20 protein-coding genes and 1 tRNA gene are annotated in these 25,368 nt (G+C 67.9%); 9 read left to right on the plus strand and 12 right to left on the minus strand.

Features of this window, described 5'->3' with window-relative positions:
* Position 1 precedes the first annotated feature (1 nt).
* Complete coding sequence (locus ACSFBL_RS16355; RefSeq protein WP_435516827.1) at positions 2–754, plus strand: transporter substrate-binding domain-containing protein; 753 nt, start codon at positions 2–4, stop codon at positions 752–754.
* Between the two features lie 11 nt (positions 755–765).
* Here ACSFBL_RS16355 and ACSFBL_RS16360 read toward each other — a convergent pair whose 3' ends face one another.
* Together ACSFBL_RS16360 and alaS are read right to left on the minus strand one after the other, a co-directional pair.
* A complete protein-coding gene (locus ACSFBL_RS16360; protein ID WP_435516828.1) occupies positions 766–1,785 on the minus strand; it encodes a 2-dehydropantoate 2-reductase in 1,020 nt (339 codons plus the stop codon).
* Positions 1,782–4,418, minus strand: a complete 2,637-nt coding sequence (alaS, locus tag ACSFBL_RS16365) for an alanine--tRNA ligase (protein ID WP_435516829.1) — start codon at positions 4,416–4,418, stop codon at positions 1,782–1,784. The genes ACSFBL_RS16360 and alaS overlap by 4 nt, the downstream gene beginning before the upstream one ends.
* Before the next feature lie 116 nt (positions 4,419–4,534).
* Here alaS and ACSFBL_RS16370 point away from each other — a divergent pair, with 116 nt between their 5' ends.
* Positions 4,535–4,906 carry a DUF2784 domain-containing protein gene (locus ACSFBL_RS16370; RefSeq protein WP_435516830.1) on the plus strand — a complete coding sequence of 124 codons (372 nt, stop codon included), beginning with the start codon at positions 4,535–4,537 and terminating at the stop codon, positions 4,904–4,906.
* On the opposite strand, the gene ACSFBL_RS16375 is transcribed toward ACSFBL_RS16370, so the two are convergent.
* Positions 4,857–5,711: a helix-turn-helix transcriptional regulator gene (locus ACSFBL_RS16375; RefSeq protein WP_435516831.1), complete on the minus strand. Its 855-nt coding sequence runs from the start codon at positions 5,709–5,711 to the stop codon at positions 4,857–4,859. The genes ACSFBL_RS16370 and ACSFBL_RS16375 overlap by 50 nt on opposite strands.
* Positions 5,712–5,854: 143 nt before the next feature.
* On the opposite strand from ACSFBL_RS16375, the gene ACSFBL_RS16380 reads away from it, so the two are divergent.
* Positions 5,855–6,913, plus strand: a complete 1,059-nt coding sequence (locus ACSFBL_RS16380; RefSeq protein WP_435516832.1) for a class I SAM-dependent methyltransferase — start codon at positions 5,855–5,857, stop codon at positions 6,911–6,913.
* Between the two features lie 12 nt (positions 6,914–6,925).
* Here ACSFBL_RS16380 and ACSFBL_RS16385 read toward each other — a convergent pair whose 3' ends face one another.
* Genes ACSFBL_RS16385 through thpR form a run of 3 tightly spaced genes read right to left on the minus strand, consistent with a single transcriptional unit; the run spans position 6,926 to position 12,585 of the window.
* Positions 6,926–11,050, minus strand: a complete 4,125-nt coding sequence (locus ACSFBL_RS16385; RefSeq protein ID WP_435516833.1) for a PAS domain S-box protein — start codon at positions 11,048–11,050, stop codon at positions 6,926–6,928.
* 7 nt (positions 11,051–11,057) lie between these two features.
* Positions 11,058–12,023: a response regulator gene (locus ACSFBL_RS16390; protein WP_435516834.1), complete on the minus strand. Its 966-nt coding sequence runs from the start codon at positions 12,021–12,023 to the stop codon at positions 11,058–11,060.
* Between the two features lie 31 nt (positions 12,024–12,054).
* Positions 12,055–12,585, minus strand: a complete 531-nt coding sequence (gene thpR / locus ACSFBL_RS16395) for an RNA 2',3'-cyclic phosphodiesterase (RefSeq protein ID WP_435516835.1) — start codon at positions 12,583–12,585, stop codon at positions 12,055–12,057.
* Positions 12,586–12,786: 201 nt separating this feature from the next.
* Between thpR and ACSFBL_RS16400 the strand changes: the two genes are divergently transcribed.
* From ACSFBL_RS16400 to ACSFBL_RS16420, 5 genes are read left to right on the plus strand one after another with little or no spacing between them, the layout of a single operon-like run.
* Positions 12,787–13,908: a sugar ABC transporter substrate-binding protein gene (locus tag ACSFBL_RS16400; RefSeq protein WP_435516836.1), complete on the plus strand. Its 1,122-nt coding sequence runs from the start codon at positions 12,787–12,789 to the stop codon at positions 13,906–13,908.
* Positions 13,909–13,918: 10 nt separating this feature from the next.
* The gene (locus ACSFBL_RS16405) at positions 13,919–15,439 is read left to right on the plus strand and encodes a sugar ABC transporter ATP-binding protein (protein ID WP_435516837.1); all 1,521 of its coding nucleotides are present in this window, start codon (positions 13,919–13,921) and stop codon (positions 15,437–15,439) included.
* Entirely contained in the window at positions 15,436–16,422 is a 987-nt protein-coding gene (locus ACSFBL_RS16410) for an ABC transporter permease (RefSeq protein WP_435516838.1), read from the plus strand. Before ACSFBL_RS16405 ends, ACSFBL_RS16410 begins: the two co-directional genes overlap by 4 nt.
* An 8-nt stretch (positions 16,423–16,430) precedes the next feature.
* The gene (locus ACSFBL_RS16415) at positions 16,431–17,399 is read left to right on the plus strand and encodes an ABC transporter permease (RefSeq protein WP_435516839.1); all 969 of its coding nucleotides are present in this window, start codon (positions 16,431–16,433) and stop codon (positions 17,397–17,399) included.
* Between the two features lie 31 nt (positions 17,400–17,430).
* The gene (locus ACSFBL_RS16420; protein ID WP_435516840.1) at positions 17,431–18,369 is read left to right on the plus strand and encodes an SMP-30/gluconolactonase/LRE family protein; all 939 of its coding nucleotides are present in this window, start codon (positions 17,431–17,433) and stop codon (positions 18,367–18,369) included.
* Positions 18,370–18,398: 29 nt separating this feature from the next.
* On the opposite strand, the gene ACSFBL_RS16425 is transcribed toward ACSFBL_RS16420, so the two are convergent.
* Positions 18,399–19,565, minus strand: a complete 1,167-nt coding sequence (locus ACSFBL_RS16425; RefSeq protein ID WP_435516841.1) for an acyltransferase family protein — start codon at positions 19,563–19,565, stop codon at positions 18,399–18,401.
* 126 nt (positions 19,566–19,691) lie between these two features.
* Here ACSFBL_RS16425 and ACSFBL_RS16430 point away from each other — a divergent pair.
* Positions 19,692–19,765 (plus strand) — tRNA-Gly (locus ACSFBL_RS16430).
* Positions 19,766–19,776: 11 nt separating this feature from the next.
* Here the strand turns inward: ACSFBL_RS16430 and ACSFBL_RS16435 are convergent.
* The 5 genes from ACSFBL_RS16435 to ACSFBL_RS16455 form a co-directional block, all read right to left on the minus strand.
* Positions 19,777–21,159, minus strand: coding sequence for a toll/interleukin-1 receptor domain-containing protein (locus ACSFBL_RS16435; RefSeq protein ID WP_435516842.1), 1,383 nt, complete (start codon positions 21,157–21,159; stop codon positions 19,777–19,779).
* Positions 21,160–21,365: 206 nt separating this feature from the next.
* Positions 21,366–21,716: a hypothetical protein gene (locus ACSFBL_RS16440; protein WP_435516843.1), complete on the minus strand. Its 351-nt coding sequence runs from the start codon at positions 21,714–21,716 to the stop codon at positions 21,366–21,368.
* Positions 21,717–21,855: 139 nt separating this feature from the next.
* Complete coding sequence (locus ACSFBL_RS16445) at positions 21,856–22,788, minus strand: DUF2950 domain-containing protein (RefSeq protein ID WP_435516844.1); 933 nt, start codon at positions 22,786–22,788, stop codon at positions 21,856–21,858.
* An 11-nt stretch (positions 22,789–22,799) separates the two neighbouring features.
* On the minus strand, positions 22,800–24,290 hold the full coding sequence (locus ACSFBL_RS16450) for a DUF3300 domain-containing protein (RefSeq protein ID WP_435516845.1): 1,491 nt from the start codon (positions 24,288–24,290) through the stop codon (positions 22,800–22,802).
* Positions 24,291–24,399: 109 nt separating this feature from the next.
* Positions 24,400–25,317: a hypothetical protein gene (locus tag ACSFBL_RS16455; RefSeq protein WP_435516846.1), complete on the minus strand. Its 918-nt coding sequence runs from the start codon at positions 25,315–25,317 to the stop codon at positions 24,400–24,402.
* Positions 25,318–25,368 lie beyond the last annotated feature (51 nt).

The following is a 25,368-nucleotide window of genomic DNA, read 5'->3' on the forward strand; positions in this document are numbered from 1 at the left end:
GATGAGCACCACCCTCCCCCCGGCCGTGGTTTCGGCCTTCACGCCCACTGGCGCGCTGCGCGCCTCCATCAACCTCGGCAACCCGATCCTCGCGAACAAGGATGCCGCCACCGGCGAGCCGGTCGGCGTCTCGATCGACCTTGCTCGCGAATTCGCACGGCGCCTCGGCGTCGCGTGTGAACTGGTGGTGTTCGAGAAGGCCGCTGCATCCGTCGAGGCGGTGCGCAACGAGCAGGCGGACATCGGGTTCTTCGCGATCGATCCGCTGCGCAGCGAAGGCATGCAATTCACCGCGCCTTATGTGCTGATCGAGGGCAGCTATCTCGTCCCGGCCGGCTCGGCGCTGCAGCGCAACGAGGATGTCGACGGTGACGGGCAGCGCATTGCCGTCGGAGCGGGCAGCGCCTACGACCTCTTCCTCACGCGCGAGATCCGGAAGGCGCAGATCGTGCGCGTGCAGGGCGCAAAGGCCGTGATGGAAAGCTTGCATGCCGGCGAGGTCGAAGTGGCAGCCGGCATCCGTCAGGTGCTCGAAGCAGAGGCCGGGCGCGTCCCGGGCTTGCGTCTGTTGCCGGGTCGTTTCATGGTGATCCAGCAGGCGATGGGCACGCCCTCCTCCCGTGGCGCAGAAGCGGGTGCCGCGCTCGGCGCATTCGTCGAGGAGATGAAGGCCAGCGGCTTCGTGGCCGATTCGCTGGCCCGGCACCGTATCCAGGGCGCCAGCGTGGCACCGGCCGGCCGCGGTCAGGCTTAGCACCTCGCGACCTACAGGCGCACTTCCTTCAGCAACTGCTGCGCCGTCCAGCGAACCTTGCGCTCGGGCCAGGCCTCCAGCAGCTTGACCATCTTCGCGTTGACCGGCGCCTGCACGCCGTTCGCTTCGGCGAGCCGCACGACCTCGCCGCATAGCGCGTCGATCTCGGTGCGACGTCCGAGCGAAAGATCGTCGGCCATGCTCGAACGCGCCTTGGCGTCGATGCGCAGCATGCGCGCGGCGACGAGCCGGAACAGCGGCGTCGGCAGCCGCAGGATGGCCGGCAGGCGACGCGCCGGCACGGCGGCGAGCTGCGCCGGGGAGATGCCGGCCTTGTCGAGCGCGGCCAATGCCTCATCCATGAGCGCGGCGAGGCAGCGGCGATAGCCCCGCTGCAGCAACTCGTCGCGCAAGGGCAGCCCGGACAGCGCATTGACCGGATTGTTCAGGTTCAGCAGCAACTTGCCCCACTGGATCGGCTGAAGATCGGGATGCAGGTCGATCGGAATGCCCGCACGCTCGAACACCGCCACCCAGCGCCGAAGTGCGGGATCGTCCTGCGCGGCCAGCCGGCCGACCGTTCCGCGGTGGAACGCGCCCTTGCCGATCTCGGCGACGTTGTAGGGCACCATCGCCGGCAGGATGTTCAGATTCGGCGCCGCTTGCGAAGCCACGGCTGCATTGGAGATGCCGTTCTGCAACGACAGCACCGGCGTTGCCGGCGGGAGCTCCGTGGCGAGTTCCGCCGCCGCTGCTTCCGTCGCGCCGCTCTTGACGGTCAGCAGCACCAGCGAAGGCCTGATGCCGGCCGGCACCTGTTCCGAAAGCCGCAGCAAACCGGGCGGTACCTGGTGGCGCGCTCCATCGAGATCGGTGAGCGTCAGGCCGTTCAGCGCCAGATCGCCCAGCACGCGAGGTCGCCCGACGAATGCGACGCGAACACCCGCCGCCGCCAGGCTGCCGCCGATATAGCACCCGATGGTGCCCGCCCCCATCACGAGGACGTCGGCGGCGGCGACGTCTTCGCTCATCCGTTCGACTGAAGACGTTCCGCGACCCAGCCCTGCACCGACTTCAGCGCAGCCGGCACGCCCGCTGCATCGGTGCCGCCGGCCATCGCCATGTCGGCCTTGCCGCCGCCCTTGCCGCCGACCTGCTGGGCGACGAAGTTGACGAGATCGCCCGCCTTCACTTTGCCCATGGTGTCGGAGGTGACGCCGGCCGCGATCTGCACCTTGGCGCCGTCGACGGCGGCGAGCACGATGGCTGCGGTCTTGAGCTTGTCCTTGAGCTTGTCCATGGTCTCACGCAGCGTCCTGGCGTCCGCGCCGTCGAGCTTGGCCGCGAGCACCTTGATGCCATTGACGTCGACCGCCTGCGCCAGCAGCTCATCGCCCTTGGACGACGCCAGCTTGCCCTTGAGCGAGCCGACTTCGCGCTCCAGCGCGCGCACCTGGTCGAGCACCTGCGTGAGGCGGGCCTGCAATTCCGAGGCCGGCGTCTTGAGCGTGGCCGCAACGCTGTTGACCGTCGCTTCGAGCGCCTGCAGATAGACCAGTGCGTTGGCGCCGGTCACCGCTTCGATACGGCGAACCCCGGCGGCCACGCCGCCTTCGCTCACGATCTTGAAGAGGCCGATGTCGCCGGTGCGCGAGACGTGCGTGCCGCCGCACAGTTCGCGGCTCGTGCCGATGTCGAGCACGCGCACGGTGTCGCCGTACTTCTCGCCGAAGAGCATCACGGCGCCGGTCTTCTGCGCCGACTCCATGTCCATCACGCGCGCGTTCGTGGCTTCGTTGGCGAGGATCTCGGCGTTGACCCGCCGCTCGATCTCCAGGATCTGCTCGGCCGTGACCGGTGCGTTGTGCGCGAAGTCGAAGCGCGTCTTGTCGGCGTCGACCAGCGAACCCTTCTGCTGGACGTGCTCGCCCAGCACCTCGCGCAGGGCCTTGTGCATCAGGTGGGTGACGCTGTGGTTGCGCATGGTCGCGGCGCGGCGTGCGGTGTCGACGCGGGCCGTGACCGTGTCGCCGACCTTGAGCGTGCCCTGCGTCTGCGTGCCGTGGTGGCCGAACACGTCGGCCTTGATCTTCTGCGTGTCCTCGACGCCGAACTGCACGCCTTCGGCCACGAACACGCCCTGGTCACCGACCTGGCCGCCGCTCTCGGCATAGAAGGGCGTGGTGTCCAGCACGACGATGCCCGGCTGGCCCTCATCGAGTTGCTGCACCGCGGCGCCTTCGAAATACAGTGCGACGACCTTCGCCTTTTCCTCGAGGTGCTCGTAGCCGGTGAAGGCATTGCCTGCGCCCGAGTATTCGACGGCGCGTTCCATCTTGAACTTGCCGGCGGCACGGCCCGCGGCCTTCTGCTTTTCCATCGCGGCCCTGAACCCGGCTTCGTCCACCGCCACGCCGCGCTCGCGGCACACGTCGGCCGAGAGGTCGAGCGGGAAACCGTAGGTGTCGTGCAGCTTGAAGGCGACTTCACCCGGCAGGACCTTGGCGCCGTCGGCGAGCGCGGCGTCGAGGATTTCCATGCCGTTCGCCAGCGTCTCGAAGAAGCGCTCTTCCTCGGCCTTCAACGTGTCGGTGATGCGCTTTTCGTCAGCCCGGAGCTTGGGAAAGGCATCGCCCATCAGCGCCACGAGGTCGGGAACGAGCTTGTGGAAGAAGGGCTTCTTCTGGCCGAGCTTGTAGCCGTGGCGGATGGCGCGGCGCACGATGCGACGCTGCACGTAGCCGCGGCCTTCGTTCGAGGGGATCACGCCGTCGGCCACCAGGAAGGCGGTCGCGCGGATGTGGTCGGCGATCACGCGCAGGCTCTTGTTGCCGAGGTCCTTCTCGCCCGTCTCGCGCGACGCGGCCTTGACGAGCGCGTCGAAGAGATCGATCTCGTAGTTGCTGTGCACGTGCTGCAGGATCGCGGCCAGGCGCTCCAGGCCCATGCCGGTGTCGACGCAGGGCGCGGGCAGCGGCTTGACGCTGCCGTCCGGCTGCATGTCGAACTGCATGAACACGTTGTTCCAGATCTCGATGTAGCGGTCGCCGTCCTCGTCGGGGCTGCCGGGCGGGCCGCCCGGGATCTCGGGGCCGTGGTCGTAGAAGATCTCGCTGCAGGGGCCGCAGGGGCCGGTGTCGGCCATCATCCAGAAGTTGTCGGACATGTAGCGGCCGCCCTTGTTGTCGCCAATGCGCACGACGCGCTCGGGCGGCAGGCCGATTTCCTTGGTCCAGATGTCGTAGGCCTCGTCGTCCTCGATGTAGACGGTGGCCCAGAGCTTCTCGGCCGGCAGCTTGTAGACCTGGGTCAGCAGCTCGAAGGCCCACTTGAGCGACTCGCGCTTGAAGTAGTCGCCGAAGCTCCAGTTGCCCAGCATCTCGAAGAAGGTGTGGTGGCGCGCGGTGTAGCCGACGTTCTCGAGGTCGTTGTGCTTGCCGCCGGCCCGCAGGCAGGCCTGCACGGAAGCGGCGCGCACGTAGGGGCGCTTGTCGGTGCCGAGGAACACGTCCTTGAACTGCACCATGCCGGAGTTGGTGAACATCAGGGTCGGGTCGTTCGCCGGGACCAGCGAACTCGAGGGCACGACGGTGTGGCCCTTGGTCGCGAAGAAATCGAGGAACGACTTGCGGATGTCGGCGACGCTGAAGGTGGGCTGGCTCATCTTGGGTTTTGGCTTGTGGCGAAGGCGGCCGGTTGCGGGCAGCCCCTGCATCGAACCCACCTGACTGCTTGATCTGCTGAACATTTGATTATAGGTTTCAGGAAGAATCCCAGCCCATGAGCAACCGCGTCCTGGCCGATGCCCTGCTGGTGCTGCATGGGCTCTTCATTCTCTTCGTGCTGGTGGGTGGCGCGCTCGTCTGGCGCTGGCCGCGGCTCGCCTGGCTTCACCTGCCGGCGGTCGCCTGGGCGGCGTGGGTGGCATGGGCGGGCTGGATCTGCCCCCTGACGCCACTGGAAAACAGCCTTCGCCGCGCAGCCGGCCAGGCGGGCTACGAGGGCGGATTCATCGAGCACTACCTGCTGGGCCTGATCTATCCCGACGGGCTGACGCGGGGCGTTCAGATCGGGCTGGGCATCGGAGTGGCCCTGCTCAACCTCACGGTGTATGCGCTGCTGATGCACGCTCGGCGTCGGAAACGTAGCTGATGCCGCCGGGGCCGGCGCGGCCGTCGGGCGACCGCATGGCGAGGGAGCGCATCACGGCGGCCGTGCGGGTCTCCACGCCGAGCTTCACGTAGATGTGCTCCAGGTGCTTGTGCACGGTGCGCGGGCTGATCGCCAGCAGTGCGGCGATCTCGGCGTCGGTCTTGCCCCGGGAGAGCCAGTGCATCACCTCCCCTTCGCGCAAGGTCAGGCCGGCAGGCAGCGCCTCGGGCTCCGCGGGCTTCAAGGAGACGGTGCCCGGCAGCGCCGAGGAAACCGCCGACGCACAGGCTTGCCGGTACAGGTACGCCAGGTGCGGCCTGAGCAACTCCAGCCGCTCGCGGTCGCGCTCGCTGAAGTCGAGCCCGCGCCGGTTGAGCACGATGCTGACCAGCGTGCGGCCATCGACGAACAGCGGCACCGCCACCGCATGCTCGAGCCCCACGCGCAGGTAGTACTCGGCGTAGAGCGGCGTGCGATGGAAGTCGCGGGCGCTCAGCGCATCCGAGATGCGGTGCGTCTCGCGGCCACCCTCGATGCCATGGTGGCGCACCAGCGGATGCTCGAAGAAATGGCGATCGAAGCACGCGATGTCTTCGGCACCGAGCCGCAGGTTCGGCAGTCCCACCACCTGGCGATGGCCGGTGACCAGATCGCAGACCGAGAGCGTGGCGAGTTCGGACGCGACGAATTCATTGAGCGCCGCCACCGAGGCGCGCGCGAAGCATTCGAGATCGCCCGATTCCGCCTCGAGCCGCGCGAGCAGGCGCAGGGCGCCGGCATAGTCGTTGCGGGTCAGATGGTTCATTGCGCATCCCCTTCGCCATGCATACGCATTGCTGCGTATGGAGACCGCGGCCTTCGCGCGCGACCATGCGCGCCGGGGAAGCCGGTCTCGTCGCAGTATAGGCAGCGCCCCCTTGAGCCGCCAGCGTGCGGCAAGGAGAAACCATGGCCATCAACGAAGCGAAGCTGAACGATTTCATGAGCAATTTCGTCCGCGACCTGGGCGCCGTCATGCACGCGGCCACCGTCGTGGTGGGCGACCAGCTCGGGCTCTACAAGGCGCTCGCGGAAGGCCCGGCGACCGCCGAGTCCCTGGCGCGGCGCACCGAAACCGATGCGCGCTACCTGCGCGAATGGCTGTCGGCCCAGGCGGCCAGCGGCTACGTGCAGTACGAGCCCGACGGGGAGCGCTTCTCGCTTTCCGAGGAACAGGCGTTCGCGCTGGCGCAGGAGGGCAGCCCCGCCTTCATTCCGGGCGCCTTCCAGGTGGCCACCGCCCAGTTCCGGGCGATCCCGAAGATGATGCAGGCGATGCGCACCGGACTGGGCGTCGGCTGGCACGAACATGATCCGGTGCTTTTCCAGGGCACGGAGCGCTTCTTCCGGCCCGGCTACGCGGCCAATCTGGTGAGCCAATGGCTGCCGGCCCTCGACGGCGTCGACGCGGTGCTCCGGCGCGGGGCACGGGTCGCCGATGTCGGGTGCGGCCACGGCGCATCGACCCTGCTGATGGCGCAGGCCTATCCCGACAGCAGCTTTACCGGATTCGATTTCCATGCCCCGTCGATCGATCGGGCCCGGTCGGCCGCGAAGGAGGCCGGCATCGGTGAAGACCGCCTGCGCTTCGAGGTGGCCAGCGCCAAGGACTTCCCCGGCACCGCCTACGACCTGGTCGCGGTGTTCGACTGCCTGCACGACATGGGCGACCCGGTCGGCGCCGCCGCCCATGTGCGGCAGAGCCTCAAGCCCGATGGCGCCTGGATGATCGTCGAGCCCTTCGCCAACGATCGCCTCGAAGACAACCTCAATCCCGTGGGCCGGGTCTTCTATTCGGTGTCGAACTTCATCTGCACGCCGGCGTCGCGCGCGCAGGAGGTGGGCCTGTGCCTCGGCGCGCAGGCTGGCGAGGCGCGCGTGCGCGATGTGGTGACGCGCGGCGGATTCAGCCGCTTCCGGCGCGCGACGCAGACGCCGTTCAACCTGATCTTCGAAGCGCGCCCCTGAACGGGCGGCGGACTAGGCGCCTTGCGTCACCTGCAGGATCTCGACGGCCTGCCTGAACTGGAGCGACTGCATCGCGCGGTCGAGCGCCGCGAAGCTCTCGCCGCCGAGCGAAGCTCGCAAGGACGGCGCAAGTTCATCGAACAGTGGCAGCGCCGACATGCTCTGTTTGCGCAGCAGTTCGATCAGCGAGGCCAATGCATCCGGGTCGACGGGTGCCGCATCGTCCACGACGGGTTGCGCATCGGCAGCATCGAAATAAGGTTGCGCGGCGGCCTGAAGGCTGCGTAGCGCAGCGCCGAGCGCACGCATCGCGCGTCCGGCGCGGTCGGCGTCGCCGCCCTTCAACGCGGCCTCGCCCTCCGCTGCCTGCTCACGCACGCCGTCGATGCCGATCACGCCCGCGCTTCCTTGCAGTTTGTGCAGTCGCGCAGCGAGGGCCGGGGAAGACTCGCCGGCATGCAGCGGGTCTCCTTCCCGCGCCAGATCACCGAACTCCGCGAGCAGGCTGCGCAGGACGCTCAACAGCAGGTCGGCGTCGCCCATCAGCCGCTTCGATGCGCCTTGCGCGTCGATGCCCTGGATCATCGGCCAGCCCGCCGGTAGCGGCACCGTGGCGGGAGCGTCCTCATGCCCGGTGGGCACCAGCCGCCCTCTCGCACGCTCCACGCAGCGGCGCACGGTGCGGACCAGCGCCTCGGCATCGAAGGGCTTGCTGACGAAGTCGTTCATACCGGCTTCCAGCGCACGCTCGCGCTCGGCCACCAGCGCGCTGGCCGTCAGCGCAACCACCGGCAGGACCGTGAGGCCGAGCTCGCCGCGAATCAGCCGCGTCGCCTCGTTGCCGTCGAGCATGGGCATGTGGACGTCCATCAGCACCAGGTCGAAGGCTCCGCGGCCGTTGCGCAGCGTTTCCACGGCCTCGCGGCCGTTCGAGGCGACCGTGACCTGCGCGCCCTCGCGTTCGAGGATGTGCCGGCAGACCTCCAGGTTGACCGCGCTGTCGTCCACCACCAGCACGCGCATCTGCGCGAGCCGCCGATCGATCGAAACTTCGCGCGAAGGCGCCGAGGGCCGCTGCCCTTCTTCCACCGGCTGCGCGGCACCCTCGCCCGCAATGTCCAGCGGCAGGATGACCCAGAACTCGCTGCCGCTGCCCGGCGTGCTGCTGACGCCGAATTCGCCGCCCATCAGCTCGGTGAGCTGCTTCACGATGGACAGGCCCAGACCCGTGCCGCCGAAGCGGCGGGTGGTCGACGAGTCCGCCTGCGTGAAGGGCGTGAACAGGCGATCGAGCACGTCGGCCGCGATGCCGATGCCCGTGTCGATCACGGCGAAGCGCAGCCGCACCCGATCCTCCAGCCGCTCCTTCACCTGCACGTTCAGGCGGACCGATCCCTCGGGCGTGAACTTGACGGCATTGCTCAGCAGGTTGACGAGGATCTGCCGGATGCGGGTGACATCGCCAATCAGGCGAGCCGGCAGGTCCGCATCGGCGTCGAGCGTCAAGCCGATGCCTTTCGCGCCGGCATTGACGCTCATCATGGCGAGGACGCTGTCGAGCAACTCGCGCAGGCCGAATTCCGATTCGTCGAGCGCCATCTCGCCGGCCTCGATCTTGGAGATGTCGAGGATGTCGTTGATGACGTCCAGCAGTGCGTTGCTCGCGTCATCGATCTTCCGCAGGAACTCGCGCTGCCGGTCGTCCAGCGAGGTCTGCCGCAGCAGGTAGGCCAGGCCGATGACCGCGTTGAGCGGCGAGCGGATCTCGTGGCTCATGTTGGCGAGGAACTCGCTCTTGGCCTTGCTCGCCGATTCGGCCTGCGCGCTGCGCTCATTGAGCGCGAGGTTCAGGCTCTCCAGTTGCTCCTGCGCACGGCGCATGTCGGTGACATCCACCGCCACCGAGATGAAGCCCTGCACCACGCCGTTGTCGTCGAAGTCGGGGATGTAGTGCAGCCAGTAGTGGACGGTCGACCCGTCGGCCAGCGTGCGCGTGCGCATCACGCGCTGGTCGCTGCCGGCCAGCGCGGCGCGGATGAAGGGTTCGTTCTGGCGAAAGAGCTCCGCCCCGAGCAACTCGCCCTGGGTGATCCCGATCATCTCCTCGGGCGACCGCCCCAGCCAGCGGCGGTAGGCACTGTTCGCGAAGGTGCAGCGCAGGTCGGTGGTCCAGTAGGCGCAGATGCCGGGGATGTTGTCGGTCACGATGCGCATGAAGCGTTCGTTCTTGCGCATCCGCTCCTCGGCCGCCTTGCGCTCGGACAGGTCCGTCGCGATCGCGATGAAGCCGACCACGCCGCCGGCGGCATCGCGCAGGGGGCTCACGTTCAGGTGCACGGGGACGCGGCTGCCGTCCTTGCGCACATAGGTCCATTCACGGGGCCGGGCCCGGCCGGTGCCCGGTGCGGGCGCGAAGACTTCGCACACGTCCAGCGGACGTCCCAGCTCGGTCGTGAGCGCCATTGCGCGGCTGTGGACTTCGAACGCGTCGTGGAAGCTGTTCATCTCCATCCGGTCGACGACGTCGGCGGCCGAGTAGCCCAGCAGTTCCTCCGCCGCGGGATTGAACAGCGTCACCACGCCATTGACGTCGGTCGCGATGATCGCGCTGGCAGCCCCGTCGAGGATGGCCCGCTCGCGCGTCGACAGCACGGCGAGCTCGGCGGTGCGCTCGACCACCTGCTGCTCGAGCTTCGCGTTCAGTTCGAGGATGTGCGCCTTGGTCGCCCTTTCGTGCGTGATGTCACGCACGGTCTCCGCGACGCCGAGCACGCGGCCGTCCGCCGAACGGATCGGCGCCGCCGCCACCGAGACCGCCACGGGCGTGCCGTCGCGATGACGACGGAAGGTCTCGAAAGCGGCGACCGACTTTCCGTCGGCGATGTGGCGCAGCAGCGTCTCTTCCTCCTGCACATAGTCCGGCGGCAGGAGCAGGTCCTGCAGCGGCTGGCCGAGCGCCTCCCCGGCGCTGTAGCCGAAGATCTTGGCCGCGGCATCGTTCCAGTCGGTGATCCTGCCGTCGAGCCGACAGCCGATGATGGCGTCGTTGGAGCTGGTCACGATCGCCGCCAGCCGGGACCGCTGTTCGCCCGCCTGCTGCTTGCGGCGCTGCGTGGTCTGCTCGATGTACGACAGCAGCGCCAGCAGCAGGGCCAGCGTCGAGCCGATCACCACCACGGACCAGGGGCTGCGCAGGTTCAACTGGTTGAGGAACAGCGGCTGCGCGCTGATCGTCACCTGCCAGGTGCGCCCGTAGAGCTGTAGTGGCAGCACGCTCGTGATCGCATCGGCCTGGACCGACGCATGCCCCGGCGACCTGAAGAAGGGTTCGGGCCTGTCGCGGCGGGTCACGTCGGCCAGCGCCAGCGCGAACTCGCCGTCCTGGAAGTCGAAGCCCTTGAGCACCTCGTCCATGAGCAGCGGCGCATAGATCCAGCCGATCGTCTCGTCGGGCGTGCCGCGCACCGCAGCCGAGGGGCGTTGCCGCTGCTGCAGGCGGCCGAGCTGGGATTCGGCCTTATAGACGGGCAACAGCAGCAGCACGGAACGCTGGGTCGGCGGCGCCCGCGCAGCCTGCACCAGCGCGATCGGCGCCGTCATCGCCGCCTCGCCGGTCTGCATCGCGCGCTCGGCGGCGGCGCGGCGGTTGGGCTCGGAGGCGATGTCGAGGCCGATCGCGGGGCTGGTGGAATCCGAGGGCTCGAAGTACTGGATGACGAAGCGATCGCCCTCGTTCACACCCAGCTGGCGAATCCTGAAATCGGGCTTCCCGTCGAGGCGCGCCGCGGCGACGAAGGCGGCTTCCTGCGCAGCCGGCACGCGCCGCACGAAGCCGAAGCCCCGCGCTCCGGGAAATTCGCGCTCGAGGTCGCGCGCCGCGCTGAACTGGGCGAAGCGCAGCCGCGTGATGCCGCCTTCCCCACCGGCAGCGATGACAGCGCCGCGTGCACCGCGCAGTCCGAATTCGTAGGCGTGCATGCGCGAGGTGAGCTGGTCGACCGCACGTCGGGCGAGCGTGTCGAAGCGCGCCTGCGCAAGCTCGTCGTTGTAGCGCGCCTGCCACCAGCCGGCGCCTGCGGCCATGCAGAGGCCGACGACCAGCCAGATCAGAGAGCGTGCGTGCTGGCGAAGCCCCACGGGATGATCAATCAGCCTCGGTGCCGGGCTCCGGCGGGGCCGTGGGCACCGTCAGGCCAGCCTGGGCCCGCCCTGCACGCGCGGCCTGCGCGAGCGCGGCGTCGGCAGCGACTTCGAGGGCCGCCCTCGGATCGGCGCCCGCCAGGGCTTCACGGGCCGTGGCATCCAGGCAGGCAACGCCAGCACTGCAGGTCACGTGGCGGGACACGGCGGACCCTTGATGGCCGATGTCCAGCGCCTCGACGGCGCGCAACGCGCGGTTGGCGATGTGCAGGGCGTCGTCCGCCGACGTGTCCGCGAGGATGAGCGCAAAGCGGTCGCGATCGAGCCGGGCGACGAAATCGCCGGGGCGGCGGGCGCTGCGCAGCAGGGCTTCGGCCACCGAGATCAGACAGGCATCCGCGGCCTTGCGGTCGTAGAGCGCCTCGAAAGACGGGAAGAAGTCGACCTCGAGCGTCACAAGCGACAGCGCCTGGCCTGCCTCGGCGGCCCGGAGGATTTCGCGCGCCAGGGTTTCCGCATGGGCGTCGGCGTTGGCAAGGCCTGTCGGCCCGTCGATCCGGGACAGCCGGCGCAGGTCGTCCGAAAGGCGCTTCAGCTTGAGCTGGGTATTGACCCGCGCCGTCACCTGCGATGCGTTGAAGGGCTTGCGGATGAAGTCAACCGCGCCGAGTTGGAGCACCGCCACTTCGAGTTCGGATTCCTGATGGCTGCTCACGAAGATGACGGGAACATCCGCCAGCGACGCATCGGCCTTGAGGGCCTCGCATACCTGGAGGCCGCTCATGTCGCCCATCTGCGCGTCGAGCAGGATCAGGTCGGGCGGCGATTCGCGGCTGAGCTGCAACGCGTCGGCCCCGCTGGTCGCGAATCGGACCGTGGAGTAATCCGAAAGTATCCGACTCAGGACCTGAATGATGGCGGGATCGTCGTCGACGAGAAGCAGGCTCGCTTCGACAGGAAATTTCTTCATCGGAGGATTCTGCCGCAATCGATTCCCCGTGCTAGTCGTGCGACGCATGCCGGGCCAGGATCTCGAAGTGCGCGGGCGCCGAAAGGTGCGAGCAGACCAGCGCGAACGCGTCGACGGACCAGACGATGGGCGAGGACTCGGTGGGGGGCACCGCGCCCAGACATTTCCGCGCGATCGTCACATGCGGCAGCCACCGGCCGCGCTCGGGCACCAGTCCCGCATGGAGGAGCGCCAGCTTCAGCCGCTCGTGCAACGCGCGCAGCCCTTCGTCCTCGTCGGCCCGCAGGACCGCGACGGGATTGCGCCAGACCTCGGGCGTGCCCAGCACCAGCGTCAGCGCCGGCATCGGCACTTCGGCGAGCGCGTCCATCAAGGCGGCCTGCTGCACCGCCGCAACTTCGCCAAGAAAGTGCAGCGTCATGTGCATGCGCGCCAGGGACGCCATCCGGGCGCCTGGCGGCCACCCCCAGGTCCTGCGATGCGCATCGATGGCGGACTGCACCGCTGGGTCGGCGAACAGCCCGATGAAGAGACGTCGGGTGGACGCAGGGACGGCGTTCATCTGCAAAGAAAGGGTTACGTTTCCAGGTGCGGCGAAGGTTCGCAAGGCGCTCCGGCAAGGGTATGTCCCAAGCGGGCGGTCGCGCATCGAATTCGTATGATGATCGCGCAACCTGCCCACCGGACGATGTGCGGGTGTGCGCAGCATTGTTTCGCCCGTTGGCCGGTGCAACCGGGCCCTACATCCAACAAGGAGACAGCAATGATTTTTCGCGCTCGCGTCGTCGCCGCTGCTGCGGCACTGGTTGCCACCTCCGCCATTGCCGCCGGCCCCTCGGTGGTCAATGGCCCGGGCGAGAACCCGGCCTGCTTCAAGCCCTGGGACACCAGCACCAAGTACTTCCAGTGGCCCGCCAAGAAGGGCCCGTACCGCATCGCGCTGGCCAATGGCTTCGTCGGCAACACCTGGCGCATCCAGATGATCAAGATGGCCAAGGCCTACGCGGCCACGCCGGACATGAAATCGGAGATCAAGGAATTCAAGATCGTCTCCACCGGCACCGACGTCGCGGCGCAGATCGCGGCGATCGACAACTTCATCAACTCCGGCTACGACGCGATCGTCACCATAGCGGTCAACCCGACGGCCTTCGCGCCGGTGATCAAGCGTGCCAACGCCGCCGGCGTGGTGGTCGTGCCCTTCGACAACGTGCTCGACAGCGACCAGGTGATGATGGTCAATGAAGACCAGCTCGCCATGGGCCAGCAGTCGGGCGAATGGGTCGTGAAGAACATCCCGAGCAAGAGCGGCAAGCTGCTCGAGGTGCGCGGCGTGCCGGGCAATTCGGTGGACCGCGACCGCCACCTGGGCTTCCGCAAGGTGGTCGAGGCGCCGGGCAACAAGTTCGAGGTGGTCGAGGTCGTCGGCAACTGGGACGACGGCACCGCCCAGAAGGCCGTGGCGGACGCGGTCGCGGTGCACAAGAACTTCGACGGCATGTTCGTGCAGGGCGGCTCGACTGGCGCGGTGCGCGCACTGATCGACGCCAAGCACAAGATGATCCCGGTGGCGGGCGAAGCCGAGAACGGCTTCCGCAAGCTGTGCGTGGAGCATGCCAAGGAGGGGCTGGTCTGCGCCTCGCTCGGGCAGTCGCCGGGCCTGGTGGCGATCTCGATGAAGGCCGCGGTGGCCGCGCTGCAGGGCAAGGTGATGCCGCAGATGATCTCGGTGCCGATCCCGATGGCATCGCATCCGAACTTCAAGGCCGGCGAGAACTACTTCCCCGACCTGACGGACAACTTCTTCACCACCAACGACTTCCCGCCCTGCGGCGTGAACCTCAAGGCCACCGACATCATGTCGAAGGACGAGAAGAACAACTGACGGCTCGGCCTTGCAACCGATCCTCCAGCTGGTCGACGTCTCCAAGCGCTATGGCGGGGTGCGCGCGCTCGAGCACGCGAGCTTCGCCTGCGCACCCGGCCGCATCCACGCGCTGCTTGGCGAGAACGGCGCGGGCAAGTCGACGCTGATCAAGATCCTGGCCGGCGTGGTGCAGCCCGACGAGGGACGCATCGTGCTGGAGGGAGTGGAGCGCCGCTTCGCGCACCCGCAGGAGGCGGTGTCGGCCGGCATCGCCTGCATCTTCCAGGAGTTGTCGCTGATGCCGGACCTGAGCGTTGCCGACAACATCTGCATCACCAACCCGCCCCTGCGCCATGGCCTGATCGACCGCAAGGCCCAGCGCCGCATCGCGGAGGCCGCGCTGGCCCGCGCCGGCGCGGAGGACATCCACCCGCTGGCGCCGGTGGAGAGCCTGACGCTGTCGCGCCGGCAGATGGTCGAGATCTCCAAAGCCCTGGCGCGGGATCCGAAGATCCTCATCCTCGACGAAGCGACCTCGGCGCTGACCGCCGCCGATGTGCGGCGCGTGTTCGCGCTCCTCAAGCGGCTGCGCAACGAGGGGCTGGCGATCGTCTACATCTCGCACCGCATGAACGAGATCACGGAGCTGGCCGACGAGTGCTCGGTGTTTCGCAACGGCAGCCATGTCGCGACCTTCGACGCGGGCACCCGCAGCAATGCGGAGACCATCGAGATGATGATCGGCCGCGACATCGCGCATGCCTTTCCGCCAAAGCCGGCCCCGATCGCTGCATCGGACGCCGGCACGCCAGCCTTGGAGACGCGCGGCCTGTCGTGGAATTCGCGCCTGCACGACATCGACATCGCCGTACGTCCCGGCGAGATCGTCGGCCTCGGCGGACTCGACGGCCAAGGCCAGCGCGAGCTCTTCCTGGCCCTGTTCGGCGTGCTGCGCGGTGTGACGGGTGAGGTGCTGCTGGGGGGCAAGCCCGCGCAGGTGCGCGATCCGAAGCACGCCAAGAGCGCCCACACCGGCATTGCGCTCGTGCCGGAAGATCGCAAGACCGACGGCCTGATGCTGCCCATGTCGGTGAACGACAACCTCAGCCTGGCGGCCCTCGACCGACTCAGCCGCGCCGGCGTGCTGGTCGCCGTCGAGGAAGCCGAGGCCGTCGCGGGCATCGTCCGGCGCCTGTCGATCAAGGTCGGCGGGATGGGCGATCCGGTCGGCACGCTGTCGGGCGGCAACCAGCAGAAGGTGGTGATCGGCAAGTGGCTGGTCAATGCGCCGCGCATCCTCCTGCTGAGCGATCCCACACGCGGGATCGACGTGGGCACCAAGCAGGAGATCTACGCGCTGGTGCGCACTCTCGCCGACGAGGGCGCGGCCGTGATGCTCTATTCGACCGACTATGCGGAGCTGATCGGCTGCTGCGATCGCGTCGCCGTGTTCTACGACGGGCGCATCGTTCGCTGGCTGGCCGGGGCCGAACTGACCGAGCATGCGCTGGTGTCGAGCGCGCTCAACCTCGATACGGCGGCGGCATGACGCGGTCCGACTGGTACTACCGCCTGCGCGAGCACCGCGCGACCTTTGCCACCGTGATCATGTTCGTCGCGATCTTCGCGCTGTACATCCTCAAGCATCCGGTGGGATGGAATGCGGCCGTGCTGACCACGGCAGCGAACAAGGGCGTGTTGCTCGCCATCGTCGCCATGGCGCAGACGCTGCCGGTGCTGACCTCTGGCATCGATCTCTCGGTCGGCATGGTGTTCGTGCTGGCCAACTGCCTGGCCTCGCACCTGGTCGTCGGCTCGCCGATGCAGGCCGCGCTCGGTGTAGTAGCCGTGCTTGCGACCGGCGCGCTGTGCGGCTTCATCAACGGCGTGATCATCGTCTACGGCCGGCTGCAACCAATCATCACGACGCTGGCGACCGGCATCATCTACTTCGGACTCGCACTCGGGCTGCGCCCTGTGCCGGGCGGCGACGTGCACGCGGGCCTGGCCGACGCATTGACGGGCGCCCTCCCCGGCGGCATCCCGACGATGCTCATCGTGCTGATCGCGGTCGTGCTGCTGGTGTGGGTGCCGTACCGTCGTTCGGCACTCGGCCGTGCGGCGCTGGCGATCGGTTCTTCGGAGACGGCGAGCTACATGTCGGGCGTGGCGATCGGGCGCACGAAGATCGTCACCTACACGCTGGCCGGCGTGCTCGCGGCCATCAGCGGACTGCTGCTGACCTTCGTCACCTATTCCGGCGAAGCGTCGTCGGCCATCGGCGGCGTCTACACGCTGAACTCGATTGCGGCGGTGGTGATCGGCGGCACCGTGCTTTCAGGCGGCGCGGGCAGCGCCATCGGCTCGATCTTCGGCGCCTTCGTGCTGCGGACGATCGGCGACCTGTTGTTCGTCTTCGACCTCGAACCGCTCTGGCAGCCGCTGTTCCAGGGAATCATCCTGCTGACCGCCGTGAGCTTCGGATCCCTGAGGCTGCTCAAGGTGAACAACCGGCTCGATCTCTTCAGGTGACGCCGCACATGACAACGCTCGCATTGCGTCTGAAAAGGTCCGGTCACTTGCCGGTGCTCGCGGGCGCGTTGTGCACGGTCGCGCTGCTGCTGATCGGGAGCCTCTATTCGAAGAACTTCCTGTCGCCGGACTACCTGCTGCTGCAATTGCAGATCGCGTCATTTCTCGGGGTCATCGCCACAGGGGCGATGCTGGTCATCCTGCTGGGCGGCATCGACCTGTCGGTGCCCTGGCTCGTCACGGTGGGCGGCATGATGTCGGCCGCGGCGGCGGGCTGGTGGGGCGGCGCGGGCGCCGCGCTGGCGATTCCGTTCGGCATCCTGTGCGGCGCGGCGCTGGGTCTGCTCAACGGCATCGGCGTCGCCTACCTTCGCGTGCCTTCGATGATCTTCACGCTCGGCATCAACGCGGTGGCGCAAGGGCTCATCGTGCTGCAGACCGGCGGTTTCGCGCCGCAGGACCGTGCCACGGCGGCGATGCACCTCATCGCCACAGGCCGCTCGTTCCTCGGCATTCCCAACGCGCTGCTGGTGTGGATCGTGGTGGGCGGCGGCACGATGTTCATGCTGCACCGCACGACATTGGGCCGCGCGATCTACGCCGTCGGCAACCGGGAGCGCGCGGCCTACCTGTCGGGCATCGACACGCGCCGCGTCACGCTGCTGTGCTTCGTGATCGCGGGCGCCTGCTCGGCGGCGGCGGGCGTCCTGCTGACCGGCTATTCGACCAAGGCCTACCAGGCGATGGGCGATGCCTACCAGTTGCCGGCGATCGCGGCGGTGGTGCTCGGCGGCACGAACATCCTCGGCGGCCAGGGTTCGTACCTCGGCACCGTCGTCGGCGTGATCCTCATCACCTTGCTTCAATCCATCCTGTCGGTCATGCAGATCCCCGAGATGGGTCGGCAAGTCACCTACGGCGTGGTCATCATCGCGATGCTGCTGGTGTACGGCCGTGGCCGGCGGCATTCGCAATGAATCGACAATATCGACCCTCAATGGAGCGACCATGGTCATCGAACTCACACCCAGCTTCGAATCGCTGGATCCACGCTTTCGTCGGCTGGTATTTGCCAACGTGCATGTCGAGAAGCTCTACACCGGCTGCCGATGGGCCGAAGGGCCGGCGTGGTTCGCGGCCGGCCGGTACCTGGTCTGGTCGGACATCCCGAACGACCGGATGCTGCGCTGGGACGAGACCGACGCCTCGGTCTCCGTGTTCCGGCAGCCGGCGCTGAACACCAACGGGCACACCGTCGACCTGCAGGGCCGTCTGGTCTCGTGCGAGCACCGCGGGCGTTGCGTGTCGCGCATCGAGCACGACGGCACCCGCACCGTGCTCGCATCGCACTTCGATGGCAAGCGCCTCAATTCGCCGAACGACTTGGTCGTCAAGTCGGACGGGAGCATCTGGTTCTCCGATCCGAGCTATGGGATCGACAGCGACTACGAAGGGGATGCGGCACCGAGCGAAGTCGGCCAGTGCTGTGTCTACCGCATCGATGCGGATTCGGGTGCCGTCAGCCGGGTCGCCGATGGATTCGTGCAGCCCAACGGGCTCGCGTTCTCACCCGACGAAAGCTTGCTGTATGTCGCGGACACCGGCGCCACGCATGTGCACGATGGGCCACGCCACATCCGGCGTTTCCGGGTCGGGGCCGATGGCCGAAGCCTGTCGGGTGGCGAAGTCTTCGCGGAGTGTGATTGCGGATTGTTCGATGGCTTTCGCCTCGACACCAGGGGCAACGTCTGGACCAGTGCGGGCGACGGGGTGCATTGCTACGCGCCGGATGGCAAGCTGATCGGCAAGATCCGCGTGCCCGAGGTGGTGGCCAACGTGTGCTTCGGCGGGCCGAAGCGCAATCGGCTGTTCATCTGTGCGACGACTTCGTTGTATTCGGTGTTCCTGAATGCGCGCGGCGCGGCGCGTCCTTCAGGTCCCGGGTAGTTGCTCGGGGATCGCCGACCGCCACTCTCTCACGCACTCCGGGTGCCAAGCCCCGCGTCCGCCGCCTTGCGCGCACCGCGCTTGCTGCCGCGCATGAGCCGCAGCAGGGGCCGTTCGATGGCCAGGTGGAACGCCACCGAGGCGAGCACGCAGGCAAAGCCGATCACGACGAAAGCCACCCCGCTGCCCACCTGCCCGCGCAGGCCTACCGCGACGACGAGCTTGCACAGCACCGCGATGAGCGGAAAGTGGATCAGGTACAGCGCATAGGAGGCGTCGCCCAGCAGCGCCATCGTGCGGCTGGCGAAACGCGCCGGTTGCGCCCGCTCCGCCTGCGTCAACGCCACGATGGCGATCGCACCGAAAAGTCCGTAGGCGAGGTTGAACCACGGGTTGTGCGGATCGTCGCGCCAGACCGCCCATGCGCCGATGGCAAAGAACGCCGCGGTCGCCAGCGCGGCGACACGGCCAGGCCATGCAAACCGCCAGGTGCCGCGTGTCAACAACGCGGCGCAGACGCCCATGCCGAACAGCAACATCAACTCGTTCGCAAAGAAAGACACCGGAAACCGCGGTGTCCCGCCCAGCGCCGACCAGGCAACGCAGCCCGCCAACGAGATGACCGCCGCCGCACAAAGCGCAGGATGGACGATCGCAAGTGCGATGGCAGCATAGAAGACCATCTCGTACTGCAGGGACCAGGCGACCACGATCACGGGCGCGCCGGTGCCGCCCACGACAGCCGGGTCCTGCGGTACCAGCAGCAGCGACTTGACCAGCACCGCCAGATCGGTCGGCATGGCCTCGCGCAGGGAGGGCACGAGCAGCGCCGCGCCGTAAACCGCGGCAAAGATCAGGAGATAGGGCGGGTAGATCCGCGCCAGGCGCTTTTGCACATAGGGCCACAGTTGCGCCGGCCGCCCGACATCGCGGCCGTGGATCAGCACGATGATGAACCCGCTCAGCACGAAGAAGAAAGCGACCCCGGCCGAACCGCCGAATACGAACAGGCGCTGCAGCGGTTCGGCCGCCTCGCCGAAGTACTTGTCCTTCGCCAGGTTGGCGCCCAGGTGGAAGAACAGGACCAGCAGAGCCGCCACCGCGCGGCAGGCCTGGATCGACTGGTACAGGGTCACGGACGCGCCCAAGTCGGCAAGCCGCTGTGCGGGATCAGGGCTTTTCGCTGGCAAGTTCATGCGACTCCAGGATGTTGAAGACCACTTGCGCGCAACGCGCGCATCTCGAAGGCAAGGTTTCGCGCCTCATCGCGTTGCACGAATCATGCCCCGCGAAAGGAGAGACAGTAGAATGCGCCTCGGTCTGCGGGTGTAGTTCAATGGCAGAACGGCAGCTTCCCAAGCTTCATACGAGGGTTCGATTCCCTTCACCCGCTCCACCTCTCCCCCCTCACTGCACGACCTGTGCGGTCCGCCGCGCGCCAGGCTTCGACCTGGCCGGCATCAGCGGCACCGGCGGCTTTCCTGCCTTCCCGTCGCCACTCCCATCGCGCCACATCTCGCCGACCATCTCGTGGAAGCGACGCGTTCCGAGGTTCATGAACCGGTAGTTCACGTCGGTCATCGTGTCGATGGCATCGCGGATCTCCTGCGGCGTCGGCCCCGGGTCGGACCGGAACAGCATCGCCCGCGCCATGTCCCAGGAGTCCTGGATCTCCACCATCGTTTCCTGGTCCCTCCCGGGCTCGAAGATCGCCGTGACCGCGCCCCGGTCGAAGTTCTGCGCGCCGCGCGACAGCGCGTCGTTCTCGATGATCTCGACGGCCGAGCGCAGGTGCGCGAGTTTCTCGTCGTCGCTCTTGCGTGCGGCCGTCATCTTCCGGTAGCTCTCGATCACCTCGTAGCGGAAGCGCAGCCCCAGGCGCAACATCGTGGCGAGCAGGCCGAAGTCGTTGGAGACTTCCGACAGCGGCGCCACGACCGTCTCCACGAAGTGCACGTGGAAGCGCCGCTTGCCGTTGTCGAAGATCTCCACCTTCGACAACTGCGGCTGATAGGAGCCGTCCTGCGTGTGGTAGACCGCCTGCACCGGACGAAACCACTCGTTGTTGCTCGCCAGGTAGATGCATTTCTGCAGCTGCTTGACCCAGCGCCGGTCCGCCGTCTTCTGCGCGGCCCGCACGATGTCCTTCCATTTGAGGCCGCTGCCCTTGATGAAGCCGAAGAGCTGCAGCGATGTTTCGTCCGATTCGATGACGGCATCGTCGGGGATGGTCTCGGTCGCGAGCTGGCCCGGCGCGGGCAGCACGACGTTGATGTAGCGCTCGAACTGCTGGACCTCGCTCGGCAGGAAGCGCTTCTCCATGTCGCGGATCTGGACCAGGCGCTCGGACATGTCCCTCGGCGTCGGGGCACGGCCCAGCCTGAGCTGGTCCTTGACCATCTGGTAGAGCCGCTCGAGTCCGCGGTCGGTGCCGAGTTCGACGCCCTGGTGCAGCACCAGGGGGACCGGCAGCTGGTCCAGCGTCATGCCGGAATGGCAGACCGGGATGATCGGCATGTTCTTCATCCATGCCGCACCGACCTCGAACTGCACCCAGGGTCGTTGCACGGACGCCTTGCTGCACAGGACGATCACCGCCGAAGCCTCTCTCATGGCCTTTTCGACGGCTTCGAGCCAGTTCGAACCGAGGTTGATGCTGCCCACGTCCGACGACGTGAAGAACTTGACCATGTCGAGGAAGTCCTCTTCCATGATGTGCTTGAGCAGCGAAGCGACGTCGCCCTCTTCGGAAATGTGGCTGACGAACAGCCTCGTCGGTTTGATGGCCATGGCCGACCTCGCTCTGCAAAATCCCGACACCAGGAACCCGGATCACGCACGGCCCAATGTGTATCGGCGCCGATACGAAGGTATAGCACCGCCGCTTCGATTTGGCGTCCCCAACACTGCCTATGCCCGACGCCCAGCCTGCGACGCCCGCGGCGCACCTCGTGCTACATCGATAGTGAGAGGCGAGCCCCTTGCGGGCTCGGGTGTCAGGGCGCCGACGCGAGCACGGCCGTCGGCTTGCCGGACGCCGGCTTGGGCGCCGGGGGCACCTCGGTCTGGCTCACGTAGTCGGCCAGCAATTCGAGCGCAACCGCATCGGGCTGGCTTTCGAGCCGCATCACCATCTGCTCGCCGACGCAGAGTCCCTCATAGCGGATATAGACACGCGCGAAGTAGGTCAGCGCCCCGGCGGCGTCCCGAAGGCAGTCGGCAAAAGAGGTCAGCCCCAGATCGACATAGCAGGCCTTGGGCGGCGGCTCGCCAGCGGAGCGGGGAGCGCGCACGGTGTAGGTATAGGAGCGCTCGCCGAGCTTGCGGATTTCCAGGACGGGTTGCATCGGGTACTCCTCGTTTCTTGAAAGCGCGAACGGACTTGGCACCGTCTTCGTTTTTGACCAGCTAGTTTACGTTTGTCGCATGTGTGAACGAGGGGGACTATGACTTCCGTCTGATGCATTCACAACAGTCAGTGCGGGGTCAGCTTCCGGGAACCGTCACCTTGCTCCAGCCCGGATCGGGGTTGAACCGTGTCAGCGCCCGCGCGCTGGCATCGCTGCCGGGCCCGAGATCCTTCTCGTACACGGTCCCGTCGTGGCTGACCATGAAGCTCATGACGCCCGTGTCGCCGTAGCGGATCGGCCATGCGATCAGCGCGAACCCGCTGCGCATGCGATTGCCGATCACGTAGTCGTACGCGCCGCCGGGTGCATCCTTGCCCTGCGCCTTGAGGATCTTGAAGTGATAGCCGTGGTAGCCCTCGCCGGGCCTCTGCCCGCCGTACAGCGGCCCCAGCGGGCTCTCGTCCTGGCCGGCGGCATCAGGCCAGTAGAGCCCGTCGTGCTTGCCGGGCGAACTCACGAACTTCTGCGCGTACTCGAGCACGCCGTTGCCGTCGCGATCCTTCTGCGCGTATTCCTTCTGTGCGTCGAAATACGCGAGCGACGCCTGGATCGCGGCGAGCTCGTTGCGCCCGATGCGGCGGGTGCGCATGACGTCGGCGCCCGCACGCGGGTCGAATCGCCAGCCGGCGGCGCTCTTGATGATCGGGATCGGCAGCGTCCAGTCGCCATTGCCCGCGGCGAGCACGGCCTTGGAGGGGCTTTCCTGGACAACCTTGTGCTGCTTGGCCCACGCACCGAGGAAGCTGTAGATGTCCTCCTCGTCGAGGCTGCCTTCGGGCACGAAATGCCGCCAGTCAGGGCCGAGCACCGTGCGCAATTCCGCCACGTCGCTGTGCGCGATCGCGTCGACGAAGGCCTGCGCCGCCGCATCCGGTGTCGGATAAGCCTTCTGCGCGAATGAAGGCGCCGAGGCGAGCGACAGCGCCACCGTGACGCTGGCCGCCAGAATCTTGAAGGGTGAACTGTGGAAGGACATCGCCCGGCCTTTGTGGTGATTGGATTGGGTCATGCGGCCTCCTGTCAGCGACGGCCGCCGCCGCCTCGCCCGCCACCACCATGGCCACCGCCCATGCGGGCGCCGCCCCCACCGCCACCCATGCGGGCACCACCGCCTCCGCCGCTCATATGGGCGCCATTGCCGCCACCGGCGTTCATGCGAGCGCCCCCGGCCCCGCCCGTCGGCATGTGCGCAGTGCCCCCGCCTGCGCCTCCGCCACGGTGCTGCGCCATCGACTGGCGGCTTGCGTCGCCGCGATTGGCTTGCTGTCGGGCCTGGCCACCCGCATCGCCCGCGCCTCGCAGGGCGTTGTCACTGCCGCGCGAATTCACCCGCGACAGCCCCTGGTCGGCGCCGCCGCGGCCCCCTGGCCCGCCCCCTCCGCCGGCACCGGGGCGATCCCGTTCGCCCGCGCCGCCCGCTCCGAGCCTGCCCCCGGCATCGCCGCCGCCGGCGCCCGGCCGGTCACGACCTGCCCCTGCCGCCGCGTTCTGCGCACGTTCGCGCGTCGCCGGATCGTTGCGAAGCTGGTTGCGGCCCTGGCCCGGGTCCATGCCGCGCTGCTGCAACTGGGATTGCGCCTGTTGGCGCTGGGTGTCACGAGCGGCCGTGTCGCGTCCGCGGAAATCGTTGCGTTGGCCGGCACCGGCGACATCCTTGCCGAACTGCTGACGGCTCGCTGAATCCCGGTAGGGCACGCCGCGCCGGTTGGCCGCGTTGTGCTGGAAGTTCGTCTGGCTGGCGTTGAGTTGCCGGTTGACGTTGACGCTGTTGTAGCGGTTCACGTTCACGTTGACGTTGCCGCCGCCCCAATTGCAATTGCCCCAGAGCGCCGCAGTGGCCGCCACGCCGACGCCGAAGGCGATGCCGGTTGCGAGCGCGGCGCCCGGGTAGTAGTACGGCGCAGGCGGGTAGTAGTACGGCGGGTACGCCGGATAGGGCCATGCGCCGTACACCACGGTCGGGTTGTACGCGGGCACATAGACCACCTGCGGATTCGTCGGCTCGATCTTGATCACCGTCTGCTGCGTCTGCGGCTCCTGCTCGACGATCACCTTCTGTTGTTCGGAACTCTTGAGGCTGCCCGTCTTCTGCGCCTGACCCCGCAGCCGCTGCGCCGAGTCGAGCACATCCTTGGAGGAGGCGAGGAATGCGTCGCCGAGGTTCTGCACCCAGTCCGGCTGGTCACCCATCATCTGGAGCACTTGCGGAAACGCGACGAGCGACTGCACGCTCGGGTCCCAAGGCTGGTCGGCGACGGCTTTCAATGCGGCATCGCCTTTCTGGTTGGGGTTGGCCTTGGACCACTTGGCCGCATCCGCGACGTCCGCGGGGTACGTCGCCGCCATCAGTACCTGCGAGAGCAGCGAATCCGGGTACAGCGCGATGGGCGCCATCATCTGGTCGAGTTGTTCCCGCGAAAAAGTCGGCGCCTGCTGCGCGGTCGCCAACGCCGAAACGAGCGCGGCGAAGAGCATCAGGGCTCGCGCGAATCCGATAGCCAGGGCACGCATACCGCCTCCTTGTCGGGGCCGATGCAGCCCCCCGCACGCAGCATAGGTGGCCCTTCGAAGCGCGGCTATTGCACCTAAGGGCAGCGGTCGGCGGGCCCGGCAGGAGGAATCACCCGGCAAACTCCCCGAGCAGGTCCTGGGCGTCCTCGTCGAAGCCCGCCACCGGCTGTGCCTTCGCCAGCGCCATCCACACCGGGAACGGCAGCCGCGGCAAGGCGCGATGCACCGCCGATCGGGCCACGGCGAGCCGGTCTCCCTGCGCGATCAGCACACCGCATTCCGACGGGATCTCGTCAGGCTCGCCGATCGGCCGTCCCCTCGCATCGCAACCCAGCACATACCAGCATTCGCCGCCCAGATCGAGATAGGCGGCGCGCTTGTCGGGATTGCGCAGATCGCTCAACAGGTCGGCCCGGTTGACCTTGACCTCATGGACGATCGGCTGCGCATAGGCCTCGACGCTGGTGTTGCGAATGGAAAACACATCCGGCCGCGCGATGCACCAGCGGGGCTTGTCGCCCTCCGCGACGGCCGGAAGCCGGGCGCGCAGGCTCAGTCCGCGCCACGCCACGCGGCCGGCGCGCGTCATCTCGCGGGCGACCTGCGCGACGAGGGCCTCGTGCCGCGACATCACGGCGCGATTGACGACCAGGCTGCTCGCGATGTGCGCAATGCCGGCGTCGGACACGCGCACCGTCTCGTGGCCATGTGCGGATCGCACGCGCTCCAGCAGGCCCGCGGCCAGCAGGTCGACCTCGATGGCGTCGCAGCAGGGCCAGCCGGCCGATCGATAGACCTCACGCAACCGTCTGGCGTGCACGCGCCCGAGTGCCGCCGCGCCCGGGGGCGGATCGGCCACTGGTGGCGGCGCGCCGGGCTCGACGAGTGGCGGGTCGGAGGGCGGTGGGTCCACCGCGGGCGCGGGCGGCGGCGCGACCGGAGGCGGTGGCGTCGGCAGGTCGGGCGCCGGCGGCGGCGGGCCGATCGGCGCATCCGTGCCGGTGCGTTGCGAAGCAAGTGCAGTCATCGTGCAAGGTTAGCGAAAAGATGGTGGTCACGAAGCCCCGCGTGGGTATCC

It is taken from the genome of Variovorax glacialis, from assembly GCF_051216375.1.
In the GTDB taxonomy this organism is placed as follows: domain Bacteria; phylum Pseudomonadota; class Gammaproteobacteria; order Burkholderiales; family Burkholderiaceae_C; genus Variovorax.